Source organism: Stenotrophomonas sp. PFBMAA-4 (genome assembly GCF_030053215.1).
In the GTDB taxonomy this organism is placed as follows: domain Bacteria; phylum Pseudomonadota; class Gammaproteobacteria; order Xanthomonadales; family Xanthomonadaceae; genus Stenotrophomonas.
In genome coordinates, this window is record NZ_JASGBW010000019.1 from 61730 (window position 1) to 77197 (window position 15468).

Below are 15468 nucleotides of genomic sequence, written 5' to 3' on the forward strand. Positions count from 1 at the left end.
ACCGCCGTCAGCAGTCGTAACCCCAGTCTTCCACGGTCAGTGTGCAGCCCAGCAACGCGCCCAGTGCGGCCTGCTGCGCCAGCAATCGATCCAGTGCGGCCTGTTGGAAGGTCTGGCTGCCCACGACCTCGATCATGCCCGCGTCGGCTGTTTTCACGAACAGCGTGACGAAGCCACTGCCCTTGGCCCGTTGCATGCTGCCGATGCCGGCGCCCAGCAGCGGAAGTGGCAGGACCAGGCTGCGGCCGTCCTGGCTGAAACCCGCGATTCCGTTTTCGGCTGCGGACCACGCAAGCAGGTGCCCCGCTGGGGCCTCCACGATCCGGACGGCAAGGGAGGCGGGCAAGTGTGCTGGATCAACCAGGCCAGGGAGGGTGTAGAGCCGCAGCGCAGCGTCCGATGGCGTGGCGAGGGTAATGATGGTCATGGCAGGGCATGGTAACGGCCCGCATCCCTCCTGTGACCTTTGGCCGGTCCCCGGCATCGCCGCGCCCGCTACGCTGGACGATTCGCCGTCGGAGAGAGACTCCATGAACGTCCGCAACCTGGTCCCGCTGGGCCTGACCATCGCCATCGCTGCTTCGCTGGCCGCCTGTGGCAAGAATGAAACCGCGCCGGCCGCCACCGCCGATGCCAAGCCGGCCTTCGATCAGTCGCAGATCAAGACGCCGCTGATCTCGCTCAACAGCGCCGACCTGGACCCGTCCATCGCCGCCTGTACCGACCTCAATGGCTTCGTCAACAGCAAGTGGCTGCAGGCCAACCCGGTGCCGGGCGACCAGACCACCTGGGGCAGCTTCGAGATCCTGCGCGAGCGCTCGCTGGAAGTGCAGCACGCGCTGGTCGAGCAGGCCGCCGCCAGCCAGGCCAAGGCCGGCTCGGTGGAAGCCAAGATCGGTGACATCTGGAAGACCGGCAACGACGAAGCCAAGATCGAGGCCGCCGGCCTGGCGCCGCTGCAGCCGCAGCTGGACAAGATCGCTGCGCTGAACGACACCGCCGCCATCACCCAGTACCTGCGCGACAGCCAGGCCGAAGGCAAGGGCGTGCTGTTCTCGCTGTTCGGCAACGCCGACTACAAGGATTCGGCCAACGTCATCGCCTACGTCGGCCAGGGCGGCCTGGGCCTGCCGGAAAAGGGCTACTACTTCGACGAATCGCAGGCCAAGATCCGTGACGCCTACGTGGCCTACATCGCCCAGGTGCTGACCCTGTCGGGCATGGACGCGGCGCAGGCCGCCGAGCAGGCCAAGGCCGTGATGGCCTTTGAAACCCGCCTGGCCAAGGCATCGATGTCGCGTATCGAAATGCGCGACCCGGCCAAGCGCTACAACCCGCTCAGCGCTGCCGACGCCGACAAGCTGACCCCGAACTTCAGCTGGACCGCGCTGTTTGACACCCTGAAGGTGCCGGCCGCGCAGAAGTTCTCGCTGGCGCAGCCGGGCTTCTTCGGTGAAATGGACAAGATGCTGGCCGACGTGCCGGCCAGCACCTGGCAGGCGTACCTGCGCTTCCACACCATCGACGACGCCTCGCCGTACCTGAGCAGCCAGTTCGAGAAGGCCAACTTCGATTTCTACGGCACCACCCTGCGTGGCCAGAAGGAAATGCAGCCGCGCTGGAAGCGCGTGCTGGAATCGGTGAACGGTGGCATGGGTGAAGCCCTGGGCCAGCTGTACGTCGACGCCGTGTTCCCGGCCGAATCGAAGGTCGCCATGCAGCACCTGGTGGAAAACCTGTCGGAGGCGCTGAAGGCGCGCCTGGAGCAGCTGCCGTGGATGGGCGAGGAAACCAAGAAGAAGGCACTGGAAAAGTGGGCCAGCTTCACCCCGAAGATCGGCTACCCCGACAAGTGGCGTGACTGGGCGGGCCTGCAGACCAACGGTGACAGCTACCTGGGCAACATGCAGGCGGCACGCGCGTTCAACTACCGCTACATGCTGGACAAGATCGGCAAGCCGGTGGACAAGACCGAGTGGGGCATGACCCCGCAGACCGTCAACGCCTACTACAACGCGACCAAGAACGAGATCGTGTTCCCGGCGGCGATCCTGCAGGCGCCGTTCTTCGACGCCAAGGCCGATCCGGCGCTGAACTACGGCGGCATCGGTGCGGTCATCGGCCACGAGATGATGCACGGCTACGACGATTCGGGCAGCCAGTTCGCCGCCAACGGCAACTTCGACAACTGGTGGACCGACGGCGACCGCAAGGCCTTCACCGAGCGCACCGACAAGCTGGTCGCGCAGTTCGACGGCTACGAGTCGGTGCCGGGCGTGTTCGTGAAGGGCAAGCTGACCCTGGGCGAGAACATCGGTGACCTGGGCGGCCTGACCGTGGCCTACGACGCGCTGCAGATGGCCCTGAAGGAAGACCCGAAGGCGAATGTCGACGTCGATGGCCACAGCCAGGACCAGCGCTTCTTCATGAACTGGGCCACCGTGTGGCGCCGCAACTTCACCGATGGCGAACTGCGCGTGCGCCTGAACACCGATCCGCACGCACCGGCCAACTTCCGCGCCAACGGTGCACCGTCGAACATGCCGTCCTTCGCCGCAGCGTTCCAGTGCAAGGCGGGCGATGCGATGGTGCGCGCCGACGACAAGCGCGTCGTGATCTGGTAATCGATCGCACGTGATGCGTGATGCAGAAGGCCCGGCGAAAGCCGGGCCTTTTGTATGGCGGAACGGTGACCCGGTAGAGTCGACCGTTGGTCGACTATCGCGCGCAGCGCGCGGTTTTGGCGGTCTGTGCGAAGGGCAGTCGACCAACGGTCGACTCTACCTGTCTGGCGGAACGGTGACCCGGTAGAGTCGACCGCTGGTCGACTATCGCGCGCAGCGCGGGGTTTTCGCGGTCTGCGCGAAGGGCAGTCGACCAACGGTCGACTCTACCTGTCTGGCGGAACGGTGACCCGGTAGAGTCGACCGCTGGTCGACTATCGCGCGCAGCGCGGGGTTTTCGCGGTCTGCGCGAAGGGCAGTCGACCAACGGTCGACTCTACCTGTCTGGCGGAACGGTGACCCGGTAGAGTCGACCGCTGGTCGACTATCGCGCGCAGCGCGCGGTTTTGGCGGTCTGCGCGAGGGGCAGTCGACCAACGGTCGACTCTACCTGTCTGGCGGAACGGTGACCCGGTAGAGTCGACCGCTGGTCGACTATCGCGCGCAGCGCGGGATTCTGGCGGTCTGTGGGTAGAGCAGTCGACCAACGGTCGACTCTACCCGGCCAGCATGACGCGGAACCGGCCCAGCACGTAGGGGTCGATCAGGCCACCAGCCTGGTCATCAAGGATGCGCAGCACCGCCTCATGTTCCATCGCCTGGCGGTAGGGGCGTGCGCTGGTCATCGCATCGTAGGCGTCGACCACGGTGAGGATGCGTGCGCCCAGCGGGATCGACTCGCCCTGCAGGCCATCGGGATAGCCGCTGCCATCGTGTGCCTCGTGGTGGGCGCGGATCAGCCGCGCCACCGCCACCGCATCACTGCGGCCGGTGGCCAGGAAAATATGCTCGCCGCGCACCGGGTGCTCGCGCATGACTGCGCGGTCCTCTTCGGTGTGGCGGCGCGCGCTCAGCAGTACGTCATCGGGAATGCCGATCTTGCCGATGTCGTGGAAGCGCGCGGCGAGGGCGGTGTGTGCGCAGCCTTCGCTGTCCATGTCGCAGTGGAGGGCCAGGCGCTGCGCAAGCAGGCCGACGCGGTCGCAGTGGTGGCGGGTATAGGCATCACGCATCTGCAGCGACATCGACAGGGCATCGATCAGGCAGGAACCGGCGTGCAGCAGGTCGGGAGGACTGGAATGAAGCATGGGGGTGGGGCGCCGCCTTGGCATGCAGAAACAACAAGGCCCGCATCTGCGGGCCCGGATGGGGGGGGCGCATAGGGTAGCGCGCGTGGCACGTCGTGCAGGGCCACGCGCGTACCGTGGGCTACGGCATGCGGTGCTGTGTTCAGCCGCGCAGGGGCAGGGCGATCAGCCGCTGGTCTGCAGGGTCACGCGGTTGGCCTTGGCGAACGCGTCCTGCGCATCGCTCAGCACCTGCATGTCCTTGTCCATCTTCGTCATGGCCTGGTCCAGCTGTTCCAGCAGCGGTGCAACCTGTTCTTCGCTGTAACCGTCGGGCAGAGCGGCGATCTGCTCCATCACCGCGAACATGGCAGCGGTACTCTGCACCGAGTCACGCAGGTTCTGGTGCAGCGGTTCAGCATCCTTGCCGTGGGGCAGCTGTTCGATGTGGGTCAGGCGGTTGGTGGCTTCCTGGTGCGCGTTCTTCAGGCCGAAGCGGTACTGCTCCAGGCTCTTGCCGTCCTGCAGGGCGGCATGGAACGCTTCGCCACGCGCGCCACTGGTCCACTGCTCGACGGTATGCACCATGCTGTTCCAGCTGGCGACGTTTTCCAGCAGATAGTCGCGATTGCTCATGCCGCTGTTGCAGGCTGGTGGCCAGCAGAAGGGGGGCAAATCGATTCACGCAAACACTCCTTGTCTCGGGCGCAGGTTCGGTAGGTGCCAGCCCATCGCCCGCAACGGGCTGGCACCGGTGGTGCGCGGTGGCGTCAGCGCACCGCCAGGGTCAGCAGCAGCGCGCGGGCCGCGTTGAAACGGTCTTCCGGCAACGGCAGCGGGTGCTTGATGCGCAGCTTGTCCGGTCCTTCCATTGCGTACAGGTTGGGCTGCTTCTGGATCAGCTGGATCACCGCCATCGGGTCGATGTTCGGCTTGGATTCGAACACGATGCGGCCGCCGTTCTCGCCCAGGTCCAGTTTGCGGATGCCCAGGGTATTGGCCTGCAGCTTCAGTTCGGCGATGGCGAACAGGTGCTTGGCCGGATCCGGCAGCAGGCCGAAGCGATCGATCATCTCCACCTGCAGCTCGCGCAGCGCATCGCTGTCACGTGCGCTGGAAATGCGCTTGTACAGGGTCAGTCGGGTGTGCACGTCCGGCAGGTAGTCTTCCGGAATCAGCGCGGGTACGTGCAGCTCCACCTCGGCGCCGCGTGCTTCCTCGCCGGCATCCAGGTCAGGCAGCTTGCCCTGTTTGATGCTGCGCACCGCACGTTCCAGCAGCTCGGTGTAGAGGCTGAAGCCCACTTCGGCCATCTGCCCGCTCTGGTCCTCGCCCAGCAGTTCGCCGGCGCCGCGGATTTCCAGATCGTGGGTGGCCAGGGTGAAGCCGGCGCCGAGTTCGTCCATCGAGGCGATCGCTTCCAGGCGCTTTTCCGCATCGGGGGTGATCGACCGACGGTCCGGCGCCACCAGGTAGGCGTACGCGCGGTGGTGCGAACGGCCGACGCGGCCGCGCAGCTGGTGCAGCTGGGCCAGGCCGAAGCGGTCGGCGCGGTTGATGATGATGGTGTTGGCGTTGGGAATGTCGATGCCCGATTCGATGATCGTGGTCGACAGCAGCACGTTGAAGCGCTGCTTCTGGAAATCCAGCATCACCTTTTCCAGCTCGCGCTCGGGCATCTGCCCGTGGGCGATGCCGATGCGCGCTTCGGGTACCAGCTCGGACAGCTCGCGCTGCATGCGGCCGATGCTTTCCACGTCGTTGTGCAGGAAATACAGCTGGCCACCACGCGCAAGCTCGCGCTGGAACGCTTCGCGCAGCAGCGCGTTGTCCCACCGGGTGATGAAGGTCTGCACCGCCAGCCGGTTCGGCGGCGGGGTGGCGATGATCGACAGGTCGCGCAGGCCGGCCATGGCCATGTTCAAGGTACGCGGGATCGGCGTGGCGGTCAGCGTCAGCAGGTGCACGTTGGCGCGCAGCGCCTTCAGGGCTTCCTTCTGGCGCACGCCGAAACGCTGCTCCTCGTCGACGATGACCATGCCAAGGTCCTTGAACTTCACGTCCGGCTGCAGCAGGCGATGGGTACCGACGATCACGTCGATGGTGCCGGCGGCGACCTTCTCCAGTTCGGCCTTGATTTCCTTGGTGCTCTTGAAGCGCGAGAGCACTTCCACCTTCAGCGGGTAATCGGCGAAGCGGTCGCGGAAATTGCGGTAGTGCTGTTCGGCCAGCAGCGTGGTCGGCACCAGCACCGCCACCTGCTTGCCGGCACTGGCGGCGGCAAACGCCGCGCGCACGGCCACTTCGGTCTTGCCGAAGCCGACGTCGCCACAGACCACGCGGTCCATCGGCTGGCTGCTGGCCAGGTCGCGCAGGGTGGCGTCGATGGCGGCCAGCTGGTCCGGGGTTTCCTCGAACGGGAAGCCGGCCGCGAACGGTTCGTACATCGCGCGGTCCACCTGCAATGCCAGGCCGGCACGCGCCTGGCGGCGGGCCTGGATCTCCAGCAGTTCGGCGGCCACGTCGCGCACCTTTTCGGCCGCCTTGCGCTTGGCCTTGGTCCACTGCTCGCCGCCCAGCGAATGCAGCGGCGCGGTTTCCGCCGATGCGCCGGAATAGCGGCTGATCAGGTGCAGCTGGGCCACCGGTACGTACAGGCGGTCGCCCTTGGCGTATTCGATTTCCAGGAACTCGCCCGGCATGCCGCCGACGTCCATCGCGATCAGGCCACGGTAGCGGCCGACGCCATGGTCTTCGTGCACGATCGGCGCGCCTTCGGTCAGCTCGCCCAGATCACGGATGATCGCCTCCGGCTCGCGGCCGGCACGGCGCGTGCGACGGGTGCTGCCGGCGCGCTCGGGGAACAGCTGGCGCTCGGTCAGTACCGCGATGCGCGGTTCGTCCAGCGCGAAGCCGTCTTCCAGCGGTGCCACCGTGATGGCGAAGCGCGCATCGCTGGCGAGGAAGCTGGGCAGGTCGGCCGCCACCGGCGGCTTCAGCTCGGCGGCCTGCAGCACTTCCAGCAGGGCTTCGCGGCGGCCCGGTGAATCGGCGGCGATCAGCACCCGGCCCGGGTAGTGGCCGAGGAAGGACTTCAGCGCATCGCCGGCGGGTGCCTCGCGCGCGGCCACCGGCAGCGGCGGCAGCGGCTGGTCGCCCAGCGCGTGCGCATCGGCAATGCGTGCATGCTCAGGCGCCCACACCTCGATGCGCGCGGCATCGTTCAGGCGCTCGCGCAGCAGTTCCGGCGACAGGTACAGCGACGACGGCGGCAGCAGCGGTCGTTCCACATCGTGGCGGCGCTGCTCGTAACGGTCACCGGTCTGCGCCCAGAAGGCGACCGCCGCTTCGTCCGCACCGGTGCACACCACCGGCAGGCTGCCGGCGGGCAGGTAGTCGAACAGGGTTGCGGTGCGGTCGAAGAACAGCGGCAGGTAGTACTCGATGCCGGCCGGGGCCAGCCCGGATTTCAGGTCCTGGTACAGCGAGCTGCGCCGGGTATCGACATCGAAGCGCTCGCGCAGCGTGCCCAGCACGCGGGCGATGCTGGCATCGTCCATCGGCACTTCGCGGCCGGGCAGCATGTGCACCGACTCGACCTTGTCCAGTGAACGCTGGCTTTCCGGGTCGAAGGCGCGGATCGAATCGATGTCCTCGTCCAGCAGCTCGACCCGCAGCGGCTCGTCGGCGCCCATCGGGAACACATCGAGCAGGCCGCCACGCACGGCGAAATCGCCCGGGTCCATCACCTGTGGCACGTTGCGGTAGCCGGCGCTTTCCAGGCGGCGCTTCTCGGCTTCCAGGTCCAGGCGCTGGCCGACCTTCAGGTCGAAGCTGCCACCGATGACGTAGCTGCGCGGGGCCAGCTGCTGCAGCACCGTCTGTACCGGCACCACCACCAGGCCACGCTTCAGCGTGGGCAGGCGGTGCAGGGCAGCCAGGCGCTGGGAAATGATGTCCGGGTGCGGACTGAAGCGGTCGTAGGGCAGCGTTTCCCAATCCGGGAAAGCGACCACCGGCAGGTCCGGCTCGTTGCCGATCAGGGTCTGCAGGTCGGCTTCGAGCTGGTTGGCGCCGTGGTTGTCACGGGCGATCACCAGCAGCGGCGCGTCATGCGCGCGCGCCGCCTGGACCAGGTACCAGGCCAGGGCGGTCGGCGAAGCGGGGGCGCGCCACCAGGCGCGGAGCTGGCCGGCGCGCGGCAGCGGCGGGGCGGGGTATGAGGTACGCGACATGGACCGCTGATCTTAGCAGAAGGGGGTGTCGCTACCGTGTGCGCGAGTAGGGTCGAGCTTGCTCGACTGCCGGTGAATATGCGCCGGCCAGCGGCCGGCGCTACCTTAATTGTCCAGTTCCAGCACCATGCGCACCAGGCCGTCGGCGCCGTTGGGGTGCGGTACCGGCTTGAAGCCCAGCGAGGCCGCCAGCTGCTTCATCGGCTCGTTCTCGGCCGCCACGTCGCCATACAGGCGGTCCAGGTACTTGCCACGGCCCCACTTCACCAGCTTGCGCATCAGCTGCCGGCCCAGGCCTTGGCCGATCAGGAAGCGGCTGATCAGGATCGCGTACTCGGCCTCACGGGTGCCGGGGATGATCGAGGCGCGGGCCACCGCACCCACGACCGCCTCACCGGCGGGCAGCGACTCGGCGGCCACCAGAGTGATTTCGGTCTTGGGGTTGGGATGGGTCAGGCGCTGGGTGGTGTCCGGCGAAAGCTCGGTCACCGACTGCAGGAAACGGTCACGGATTTCTTCCGGCCCGAAGAGGCTGAAGGCGGCCTGCAGCGGCGCGCCGTCTTCCGGGCGGATGGGGCGGATCAGCAGCTCGTGGCCGCTGGGAGCCTTGAAGATCTCATGCCAGGGCGGCATGCGGTTGCGAGTGGCCATACCGGGTGATTCCTTGGTGGTCCATCGATTGTGGCATCACCGGGGCTGCATTCCGTGAACGAAAGGCTCACGGGCGTACAGCCTCGTGAAGACGGCAGATCGGCACCCGATCGTCGCTTGCGCGTGGGCTATTCGGGAGCCTTCAGCCAATCCAGGCGGGTCGTGGCACCCGGTTCGCCCAGGTGCTGGCGCAGCGCCGGCAGGGCCGGGCCGACCACGCGGTCGAACTGCCAGGGGGCATTGAGCAGCAGCATGCCACTGCCGTTGAGGCGCAGCGGGGAATCGTCCGGGCGCACCAGGAATTCGATGGTCATGGCCGATTTCACCGGCAGGGCGGCAGCCTTGCGCAGGAAATGCAGGATGGTGCGGCGCTGCTTGATCGGGAACCAGACCGCGCAGGTCGCCTGCGGCCAGCGCGCCAGGGTCTCGGCCAGGGCGGCCAGAATGGCCTGGTACTCGGCGTCCTGCGCTTCATACGGCGGGTCGATCAGGACCAGGCCACGGCCGATCTTGGTGCCGTTGGCCTTCGGCGGCAGCTGCGAGCGCAGCAGGGCATAGCCGTCGCCTGGGTGCACGCCGACGCGGCTGTCGTGGGCGAACAGCGCCTTCAGCGAGGCCGCTTCGTCTTCCTGCAGCTCGCAGACGGCCATCCGGTCCTGCGCGCGCATGGCCTGGGCGCTCAGCAGCGGCGAACCGGGGTAGGTGATCATCGCGCCCACCGGGTTGTCGGCCTGCACGGCCTTCAGGTAGCGCTCGACCACCTCCGGCAGCTTGGGCTGGGCCATCAGCCGCATGATGCCGTCTTCGGCCTCCAGGGTCTTGCGGCCCTCTACGCTGGCCAGCAGGTAGCGGCCGGCACCGCCATGGGTGTCGAGCACGAAGAACGGGCTGTCCTTGCGCTTGAAGCTGTCGATCAGGGCCAGCTGCACGATGTGCTTGAGGACATCGGCATGGTTGCCGGCATGGAAGGCGTGGCGATAGTTCATGGGCGGCAGTGTACGGGGCGGCGGCCGCAGCGGCTATGCTGCGCGCCATGACACACCCTGTTGCCCAGGTCCTGGTGGTCGAGGACGAAGCCGCCATCGCCGAAACCGTGCTGTACGCCCTGCGCAGCGAAGGCTACGCGGCCAGCCACTGCCTGCTGGGTGGCCAAGCCCTGCAGCGCCTGCAGGAGGGCGATGTGGACGTGGTGGTGCTGGACGTGGGCCTGCCCGACCTCAGCGGCTTCGAGGTCTGCCGCCGCCTGCGCGCCCTGCCGGGGCCGCAGGCGCAGGTGCCGGTGATCTTCCTGACCGCCCGCAACGATGAGCTGGACCGCGTGCTGGGCCTGGAGCTGGGGGCCGACGATTACATGGCCAAGCCCTTTTCGCCGCGCGAGCTGGTTGCCCGGGTGCGCGCCCGCCTGCGCCGCGTGCCGCCCGCCGCCCCGGCCGCGGCGGTGGCCGAGCCCGGCTGGCGCGAACACGGGGCCTTCGCCATCGACCGCGAGGGCCGGCGCATCCGCTACCAGGGCCATGCGCTGGACCTGACCCGCTACGAATACGCCCTGCTGGAGGCGCTGCTGCAGCGCCCCGGGGCCATCCTCAGCCGCGCGCAGCTGATGGACCGCGGCTGGGACAGCAGTGCCGACAGTGCCGACCGCACCGTCGATACCCACGTCAAGACGCTGCGCGCCAAGCTGCGCGCCGCCGGGGCCAGCGACGACCCGATCCGCACCCACCGTGGCCTGGGCTACGCGCTGGAGACCTGAGCCATGCGCCTGGTACTGAAGCTGTTCCTGGGCTTCTTCCTGATCACCGGCATCGCCGCGTTCTTCGTGATGCGGGTGTTCGTCAACGAGGTGAAGCCGGGCGTGCGCCAGGCGATGGAATCGACCCTGGTCGATGCGGCCAACGTGCTCGCCGAAATGGCCGCCGCCGACGTCAAGGCCGGCACCATCGGCAGCGGCAGCTTCACCCGCAACCTGGCCAAGGCCCGCCAGCGCGACCTGAAGGCGATGGTCTGGCGCTTCCCGAAGCGCTCGCTGGATTACCGGGTGACGATCACCGATGCGCGCGGCATCGTCATCTACGATTCGCTGGGCCGCGACATGGGCCGCGACAATTCGCGCTGGAATGATGTCTACCGCACGCTGCGCGGCGAGTACGGCGCGCGCTCCAGCCCGGAGATTGCCGGCAGCGAGGGCGACACGGTGATGCACGTGGCCGCGCCGGTCTACGACCCTGCCGATGGCCACACCCTCATCGGCGTGCTCAGCCTGGCCCAGCCCAACCGCAGCATCGATCCGTTCATCGCCGCCAGCCAGCGCGCCATCATGGAGCGTGGGGCGTGGCTGATCGGCCTGTCCGCGCTGGTGGGCATACTGGTGACGATGTGGCTGACCACCGGCCTGGGCCAGCTCAGCCGTTATGCACGCGCGGTCACCGCCGGCGAGCCGGTGCCGCCGCCACGGCGCCGCCGCGACGAGATCGGCGATCTCGGCCAGGCCCTGGAAACCATGCGCCGCAAGCTGGAAGGCAAGGCCTACGTCGAGCAGTACGTGCAGTCGCTGACGCACGAAATGAAAAGCCCGCTGGCCGCCATCCGCGGTGCCGCCGAACTGCTGCAGGAACCGATGCCCGATGCCGACCGCGCGCACTTCGCGCGCAGCATCGTCGACCAGCAGGAGCGGCTGACCGAAACCATCGACAAGCTGCTGGCGCTGGCCGAGGTCGAACAGCACGGCTGGCTGCAGACCCGCGATCCGATCGCGCTGGGCGCGCTGCTGGATGATGCCGCCGCTGCCGCCCAGGTGCGCGCACGGGCGGCCGGGGTGGAAGTGCGCATCGGCGCGGTGCCGGACCTGCGCGTGTACGGCGATGCCTATCTGTTGCGGCAGGCGCTGCACAACCTGATCGACAACGCGGTGGCATTCTCAACGGCCGGCAGCGTGGTCGAACTGGAGGCGGTTGCCGATGGCCAGGGCGTGCGCCTGCAGGTCGCTGACCGTGGCGCGGGCGTACCCGAGTACGCGCGCGAACGGGTGTTCGAGCGCTTCTATTCGCTGGCCCGCCCGGGCAGTGGCCGGCGCAGCTCGGGCCTGGGCCTGCCGTTCGTGCAGGAAGTGGCCCGCCTGCACGATGGTCGCGCCAGCCTCGAGCCGCGGCCCTCGGGCGGCACCATGGCCAGCCTGTGGCTGCCACTGGGTGGGCCGGTGCAGCGCGCCCGCCGCTGACTTCACATCCGCTTCAAATTCGCCACAAACCCCGCTCACCGCCGCCGTCCATCCTGCAGCCCTCTCCAACGAGGATGGACGATGAAATCCCTGAAGATGCTGTTGCGGTTCGCCATCGTCGGCGGACTGATCCTGCTGCTGCTGATCCCGCTGACGATGATCCGCGGCGTCATCAACGAGCGCAGTGCGTACCGCGACGAAGCGTTCGCACGTGTGGCCGACAGCCGCGCCGGTGCGCAGCGCCTGGTGGGCCCGGTGCGGGTGGTGCCGTGGGTCGAGCGCCAGCACGTCGAGGTGGTCGACGCCAAGGGCAACAAGAAGACCGAGGTGCAGGTGACCGAAGGCCATTGGCTGCAGATGCCGGCCTCGCTGGACGTGGGCGGCGAGATGCTGCCCAGCCAGCGCGAAGTGGGCCTGTTCAAGGTGCCGGTGTACAGCTGGAGCGGCCAGCTGAAGGCGACCTTCGCCGCAGACGATTACCCGGTGAAGCCCGGCCGCAGCTACGGCCAGCCGTACGTGGTGCTGGGCGTGTCCGATGCCCGCGGCCTGGTCGGCACGCCGGACCTGCGCGTGGACGGCAAGCCGGTGCGGCTGCTGCCCGGGGTCGGCGTGGCCAGCCAGGTGGGGCGTGGCCTGCATGCGCCGGTGGCCGGCTTCAGCGACAGCCAGGGCGGCACCCTGGCCGGCAGCAGCATCGAACTGCAGTTGCGCCTGGATGGCAGCCGCGCGCTGTCGGTGGTGCCGGTGGGCGATGACACGACGATCGCGCTGCGCTCGCGCTGGCCGCACCCGTCCTTCAGCGGCGCCTTCCTGCCCAACGAGCGGCGCGTCGATGCGCAGGGCTTCAATGCGCACTGGGCGGTGTCCTCGCTGGCCTCCGATGCACAGGCCCAGCTGCGTGCCGAGGGTGCAGTCGATTCGCAGGCGGTGACCGTATCGCTGGTCGACCCGGTCGATGCCTACACCCAGGCCGACCGCGCTTCCAAGTACGGCATCCTGTTCGTGGTGCTCACCTTCGTCGGCTTCATCCTGTTCGAGCTGATCAAGTCGCTGCGCATCCACCCGCTGCAGTACCTGATGGTCGGCCTGGCGCTGGCGATCTTCTTCCTGCTGCTGATCAGCCTGTCCGAGCACATCACCTTCTGGAAGGCGTACCTGGTGTCGGCCGTGGCCTGCATCGGCCTGCAGGCGGTGTACCTGGCCCACGTGCTGGGCCACTGGAAGCGTGGCCTCGGCTTCGCCGCGATGCTGACGCTGTTGTACGGCGCGTTGTATGGCCTGCTGGTGTCGGAAAACAACGCGCTGCTGATGGGATCGCTGCTGCTGTTCGTGATCCTGGCACTGGCGATGTGGGTGACCCGCCGGGTCGACTGGTACGCGCTGGGCGCGGACCTGAAGTAAGGAGCACACCATGGGCTGGCGCCAGGGATTGCGGCAACGGGCACGTCAGGGCATACCGGCCCTGCTGGAAGTGGATGCACTGCTGCAGGCACATGGTGTGCTGGCGGCCCTGCCGGGGGCACGGATCGCCCCCGGCCTGGTCCGCTTCCAGCTGGCAGCGGTGACCTGCGAGGGATTGCAGCGCAAGGGGCTGGAATGGCTGGCCGGCGCGCGGCAGGGACGCGGCGCGCTGGGCGGGCGGGTGCCACGCTACCGGCCATGGAAGGCCGGCGCGGCGGCGCTGTCGGAGATCGGCATCGACGGGCTGCCGGCGGACTGGCCGGGGCATGCGGCGGTGTATGGCTGCAGCAGCGTGGACCAGCGCCACTGGTTGCTGTTGTTGCCGGGGCGCGCGCAGTTGTGGCTGGGGTGGTGCGGGTGAGCGCGCACGGAGCATCCACGCATGGCGTGGATCTACTGGATCCATCGCCCATGACCGATGGGACGGGGGCGCTGCGCCCCCGCTGGCTAGACTCGATGGGTTGACGATCGAGCCGAAGGGCAGGGGTGTGGCGTGTTGAAGTGGAACGGGCTGAAGTGGGGCGTGCTGGCCACAGCGCTGGCGATGGGTGGCAATGCAGTGGCGCAGCAGCGCGAACCGGTGGACCTGGACATGGTCAGCCGCATCCGCCAGGAGGCCTTCCACCGTTCGCAGGTGATGGACACCTTCAGCTACCTCACCGAGCGCATCGGCCCGCGCCTGACCAACTCGCCGGCGATGGGCCGCGCCAATGCGTGGACCCGCGGCAAGTTCAGCGAATGGAAGCTGGACAACGTGCACGACGAAGCCTTCGATGATTTCGGCCGTGGCTGGGAATTCACCTCGGCCAGCGTGGAAATGCTGGGCGACCGCGTGCAGCCACTGCACGCCCTGCCCAAGGCGTGGACGCCCGGCACTCGTGGCCCGGTCGAGGGCGAGCTGGTGCACGTGGAGATCAAGAAGCTCGAGGACATCGAGCAGTACCGCGGCAAGCTGCGCGGCAAGATCCTGCTGCTGGGCGAGGCGCGCGAGTACAAGCGCGGTACCGAGCCGGATTCGCACCGGCACGATGCGACCTCGCTGGAGGGGCTGCAGGAATTCACCCTGCCCAAGGACGTGGCCTCCGAGCGGGCCAAGCGGGTGAAGGAATACAAGGAACGCCAGGAACTGGCCGCCAAGGTCAATGCCTTCTTCGTGGAAGAGGGCGCGCTGGCCGCGATCAGCATCAGCAGCTGGGACAACGGCATCATCCGTGTTGCCGGCGGCGGCTCGCGCAAGGCGGGCGAATCGGTGGGCATCCCGGAACTGGCGATGATCGCCGAGCACTTCAACCCGCTGGTGCGCGCGCTGGAGGCCAAGCAGCCGGTGCGCCTGCGCGTGGACGTGGCCGCACGCTTCACCGATGAGGCCGACCAGCCGGGCTACAACACGCTGGCCGAGATCCGTGGCAGCAGCAAGCCCGATGAAGTGGTGATGATCGGCGCCCACCTGGATTCCTGGCACAGCGGCACCGGCGCCGCCGACAACGCTGCCGGCGTGGCGGTGATGATGGAAGCCATGCGGATCCTCAAGGCCACCGGCGCCAAGCCGAAGCGGACGATCCGCGTGGCCCTGTGGAGTGGCGAGGAGCAGGGCCTGATCGGCTCGCAGGCCTACGTGGCCAAGCACTTCGGTCGTTTCCCGGAGCCCACCGACCCGGCACAGAAGGCGCTGCCGGCGTCGCTGCGCGACCCGACCGGTGCCCTGCAGAAGACCCGCGATTACGGCAAGTTCCAGGTCTACTTCAACATGGACAACGGCTCGGGCCGCTTCCGTGGCATCTACGCCCAGGAAAACCTGGCGGCGATGCCGATCTTCGAAGCCTGGCTGGCCCCGTTCCATGACGTCGGCGCGACCACCGTGGCCACCCGCAACACCGGCAGCACCGATCACATCAGCTTCGACCGCATCGGCCTGCCGGGCTTCCAGTTCATCCAGGACCGGCTGGACTACTTCACCAACGTCCACCACAGCCACCTGGATACCTGGGACCACGCCGAGCCGGACGACCTGAAGCAGGCCGCGGCCATCGTCGCCTCGTTCGCCTACAACGCGGCGATGCGCGAGCAGTCGTTCCCGCGCAAGGCTGAACCGCAGCCCTGAGAAACCGGGCGGGAGG

At 68.0% G+C, this 15468-nt stretch carries 12 protein-coding genes; 6 read left to right on the forward strand and 6 right to left on the reverse strand.

From position 1 onward, the window contains the following. Positions 1 to 7 precede the first annotated feature (7 nt). Positions 8 to 427 carry a hypothetical protein gene (locus QMZ26_RS13090; protein WP_283221716.1) on the reverse strand — a complete coding sequence of 140 codons (420 nt, stop codon included), beginning with the start codon at positions 425 to 427 and terminating at the stop codon, positions 8 to 10. A 103-nt stretch (positions 428 to 530) separates the two neighbouring features. On the opposite strand from QMZ26_RS13090, the gene QMZ26_RS13095 reads away from it, so the two are divergent. Further along, a complete protein-coding gene (locus tag QMZ26_RS13095; protein ID WP_283221717.1) occupies positions 531 to 2624 on the forward strand; it encodes a M13-type metalloendopeptidase in 2094 nt (697 codons plus the stop codon). A 596-nt stretch (positions 2625 to 3220) separates the two neighbouring features. On the opposite strand, the gene QMZ26_RS13100 is transcribed toward QMZ26_RS13095, so the two are convergent. The 5 genes from QMZ26_RS13100 to rlmJ all read right to left on the reverse strand — a co-directional run bounded on the left by QMZ26_RS13100 (position 3221) and on the right by rlmJ (position 9662). Continuing rightward, the gene (locus tag QMZ26_RS13100) at positions 3221 to 3811 is read right to left on the reverse strand and encodes an HD domain-containing phosphohydrolase (protein ID WP_200734217.1); all 591 of its coding nucleotides are present in this window, start codon (positions 3809 to 3811) and stop codon (positions 3221 to 3223) included. A gap of 165 nt (positions 3812 to 3976) precedes the next feature. Next, a complete protein-coding gene (locus QMZ26_RS13105) occupies positions 3977 to 4426 on the reverse strand; it encodes a hypothetical protein (protein ID WP_283221718.1) in 450 nt (149 codons plus the stop codon). A 134-nt stretch (positions 4427 to 4560) separates the two neighbouring features. Next, on the reverse strand, positions 4561 to 8025 hold the full coding sequence (mfd, locus tag QMZ26_RS13110; RefSeq protein WP_283221719.1) for a transcription-repair coupling factor: 3465 nt from the start codon (positions 8023 to 8025) through the stop codon (positions 4561 to 4563). A gap of 105 nt (positions 8026 to 8130) precedes the next feature. Beyond that, entirely contained in the window at positions 8131 to 8676 is a 546-nt protein-coding gene (locus tag QMZ26_RS13115) for a GNAT family N-acetyltransferase (protein WP_079221197.1), read from the reverse strand. A gap of 128 nt (positions 8677 to 8804) precedes the next feature. Next, positions 8805 to 9662 carry a 23S rRNA (adenine(2030)-N(6))-methyltransferase RlmJ gene (gene rlmJ, locus QMZ26_RS13120; RefSeq protein ID WP_079221198.1) on the reverse strand — a complete coding sequence of 286 codons (858 nt, stop codon included), beginning with the start codon at positions 9660 to 9662 and terminating at the stop codon, positions 8805 to 8807. A 35-nt stretch (positions 9663 to 9697) separates the two neighbouring features. Between rlmJ and creB the strand changes: the two genes are divergently transcribed. From creB to QMZ26_RS13145, 5 genes are all read left to right on the forward strand, one after another. Beyond that, the gene (creB, locus tag QMZ26_RS13125; RefSeq protein ID WP_200734219.1) at positions 9698 to 10426 is read left to right on the forward strand and encodes a two-component system response regulator CreB; all 729 of its coding nucleotides are present in this window, start codon (positions 9698 to 9700) and stop codon (positions 10424 to 10426) included. A gap of 3 nt (positions 10427 to 10429) precedes the next feature. After that, on the forward strand, positions 10430 to 11890 hold the full coding sequence (gene creC, locus QMZ26_RS13130) for a two-component system sensor histidine kinase CreC (protein ID WP_283221720.1): 1461 nt from the start codon (positions 10430 to 10432) through the stop codon (positions 11888 to 11890). Between the two features lie 81 nt (positions 11891 to 11971). Further along, the gene (gene creD / locus QMZ26_RS13135) at positions 11972 to 13291 is read left to right on the forward strand and encodes a cell envelope integrity protein CreD (protein WP_283221721.1); all 1320 of its coding nucleotides are present in this window, start codon (positions 11972 to 11974) and stop codon (positions 13289 to 13291) included. 10 nt (positions 13292 to 13301) lie between these two features. Continuing rightward, positions 13302 to 13712, forward strand: coding sequence for a hypothetical protein (locus QMZ26_RS13140; RefSeq protein ID WP_283221722.1), 411 nt, complete (start codon positions 13302 to 13304; stop codon positions 13710 to 13712). 183 nt (positions 13713 to 13895) lie between these two features. After that, on the forward strand, positions 13896 to 15452 hold the full coding sequence (locus QMZ26_RS13145; RefSeq protein ID WP_283221737.1) for a M20/M25/M40 family metallo-hydrolase: 1557 nt from the start codon (positions 13896 to 13898) through the stop codon (positions 15450 to 15452). Positions 15453 to 15468: the final 16 nt, after the last annotated feature.

Coding starts and splice junctions, on each gene's coding strand:
- QMZ26_RS13090 (WP_283221716.1), bottom strand. CDS start 427: ATGACCATCATTACCCTCGCCACGCCATCGGACGCTGCGCTGCGGCTC.
- QMZ26_RS13095 (WP_283221717.1), top strand. CDS start 531: ATGAACGTCCGCAACCTGGTCCCGCTGGGCCTGACCATCGCCATCGCT.
- QMZ26_RS13100 (WP_200734217.1), bottom strand. CDS start 3,811: ATGCTTCATTCCAGTCCTCCCGACCTGCTGCACGCCGGTTCCTGCCTG.
- QMZ26_RS13105 (WP_283221718.1), bottom strand. CDS start 4,426: ATGAGCAATCGCGACTATCTGCTGGAAAACGTCGCCAGCTGGAACAGC.
- mfd (WP_283221719.1), bottom strand. CDS start 8,025: ATGTCGCGTACCTCATACCCCGCCCCGCCGCTGCCGCGCGCCGGCCAG.
- QMZ26_RS13115 (WP_079221197.1), bottom strand. CDS start 8,676: ATGGCCACTCGCAACCGCATGCCGCCCTGGCATGAGATCTTCAAGGCT.
- rlmJ (WP_079221198.1), bottom strand. CDS start 9,662: ATGAACTATCGCCACGCCTTCCATGCCGGCAACCATGCCGATGTCCTC.
- creB (WP_200734219.1), top strand. CDS start 9,698: ATGCTGCGCGCCATGACACACCCTGTTGCCCAGGTCCTGGTGGTCGAG.
- creC (WP_283221720.1), top strand. CDS start 10,430: ATGCGCCTGGTACTGAAGCTGTTCCTGGGCTTCTTCCTGATCACCGGC.
- creD (WP_283221721.1), top strand. CDS start 11,972: ATGAAATCCCTGAAGATGCTGTTGCGGTTCGCCATCGTCGGCGGACTG.
- QMZ26_RS13140 (WP_283221722.1), top strand. CDS start 13,302: ATGGGCTGGCGCCAGGGATTGCGGCAACGGGCACGTCAGGGCATACCG.
- QMZ26_RS13145 (WP_283221737.1), top strand. CDS start 13,896: ATGGGTGGCAATGCAGTGGCGCAGCAGCGCGAACCGGTGGACCTGGAC.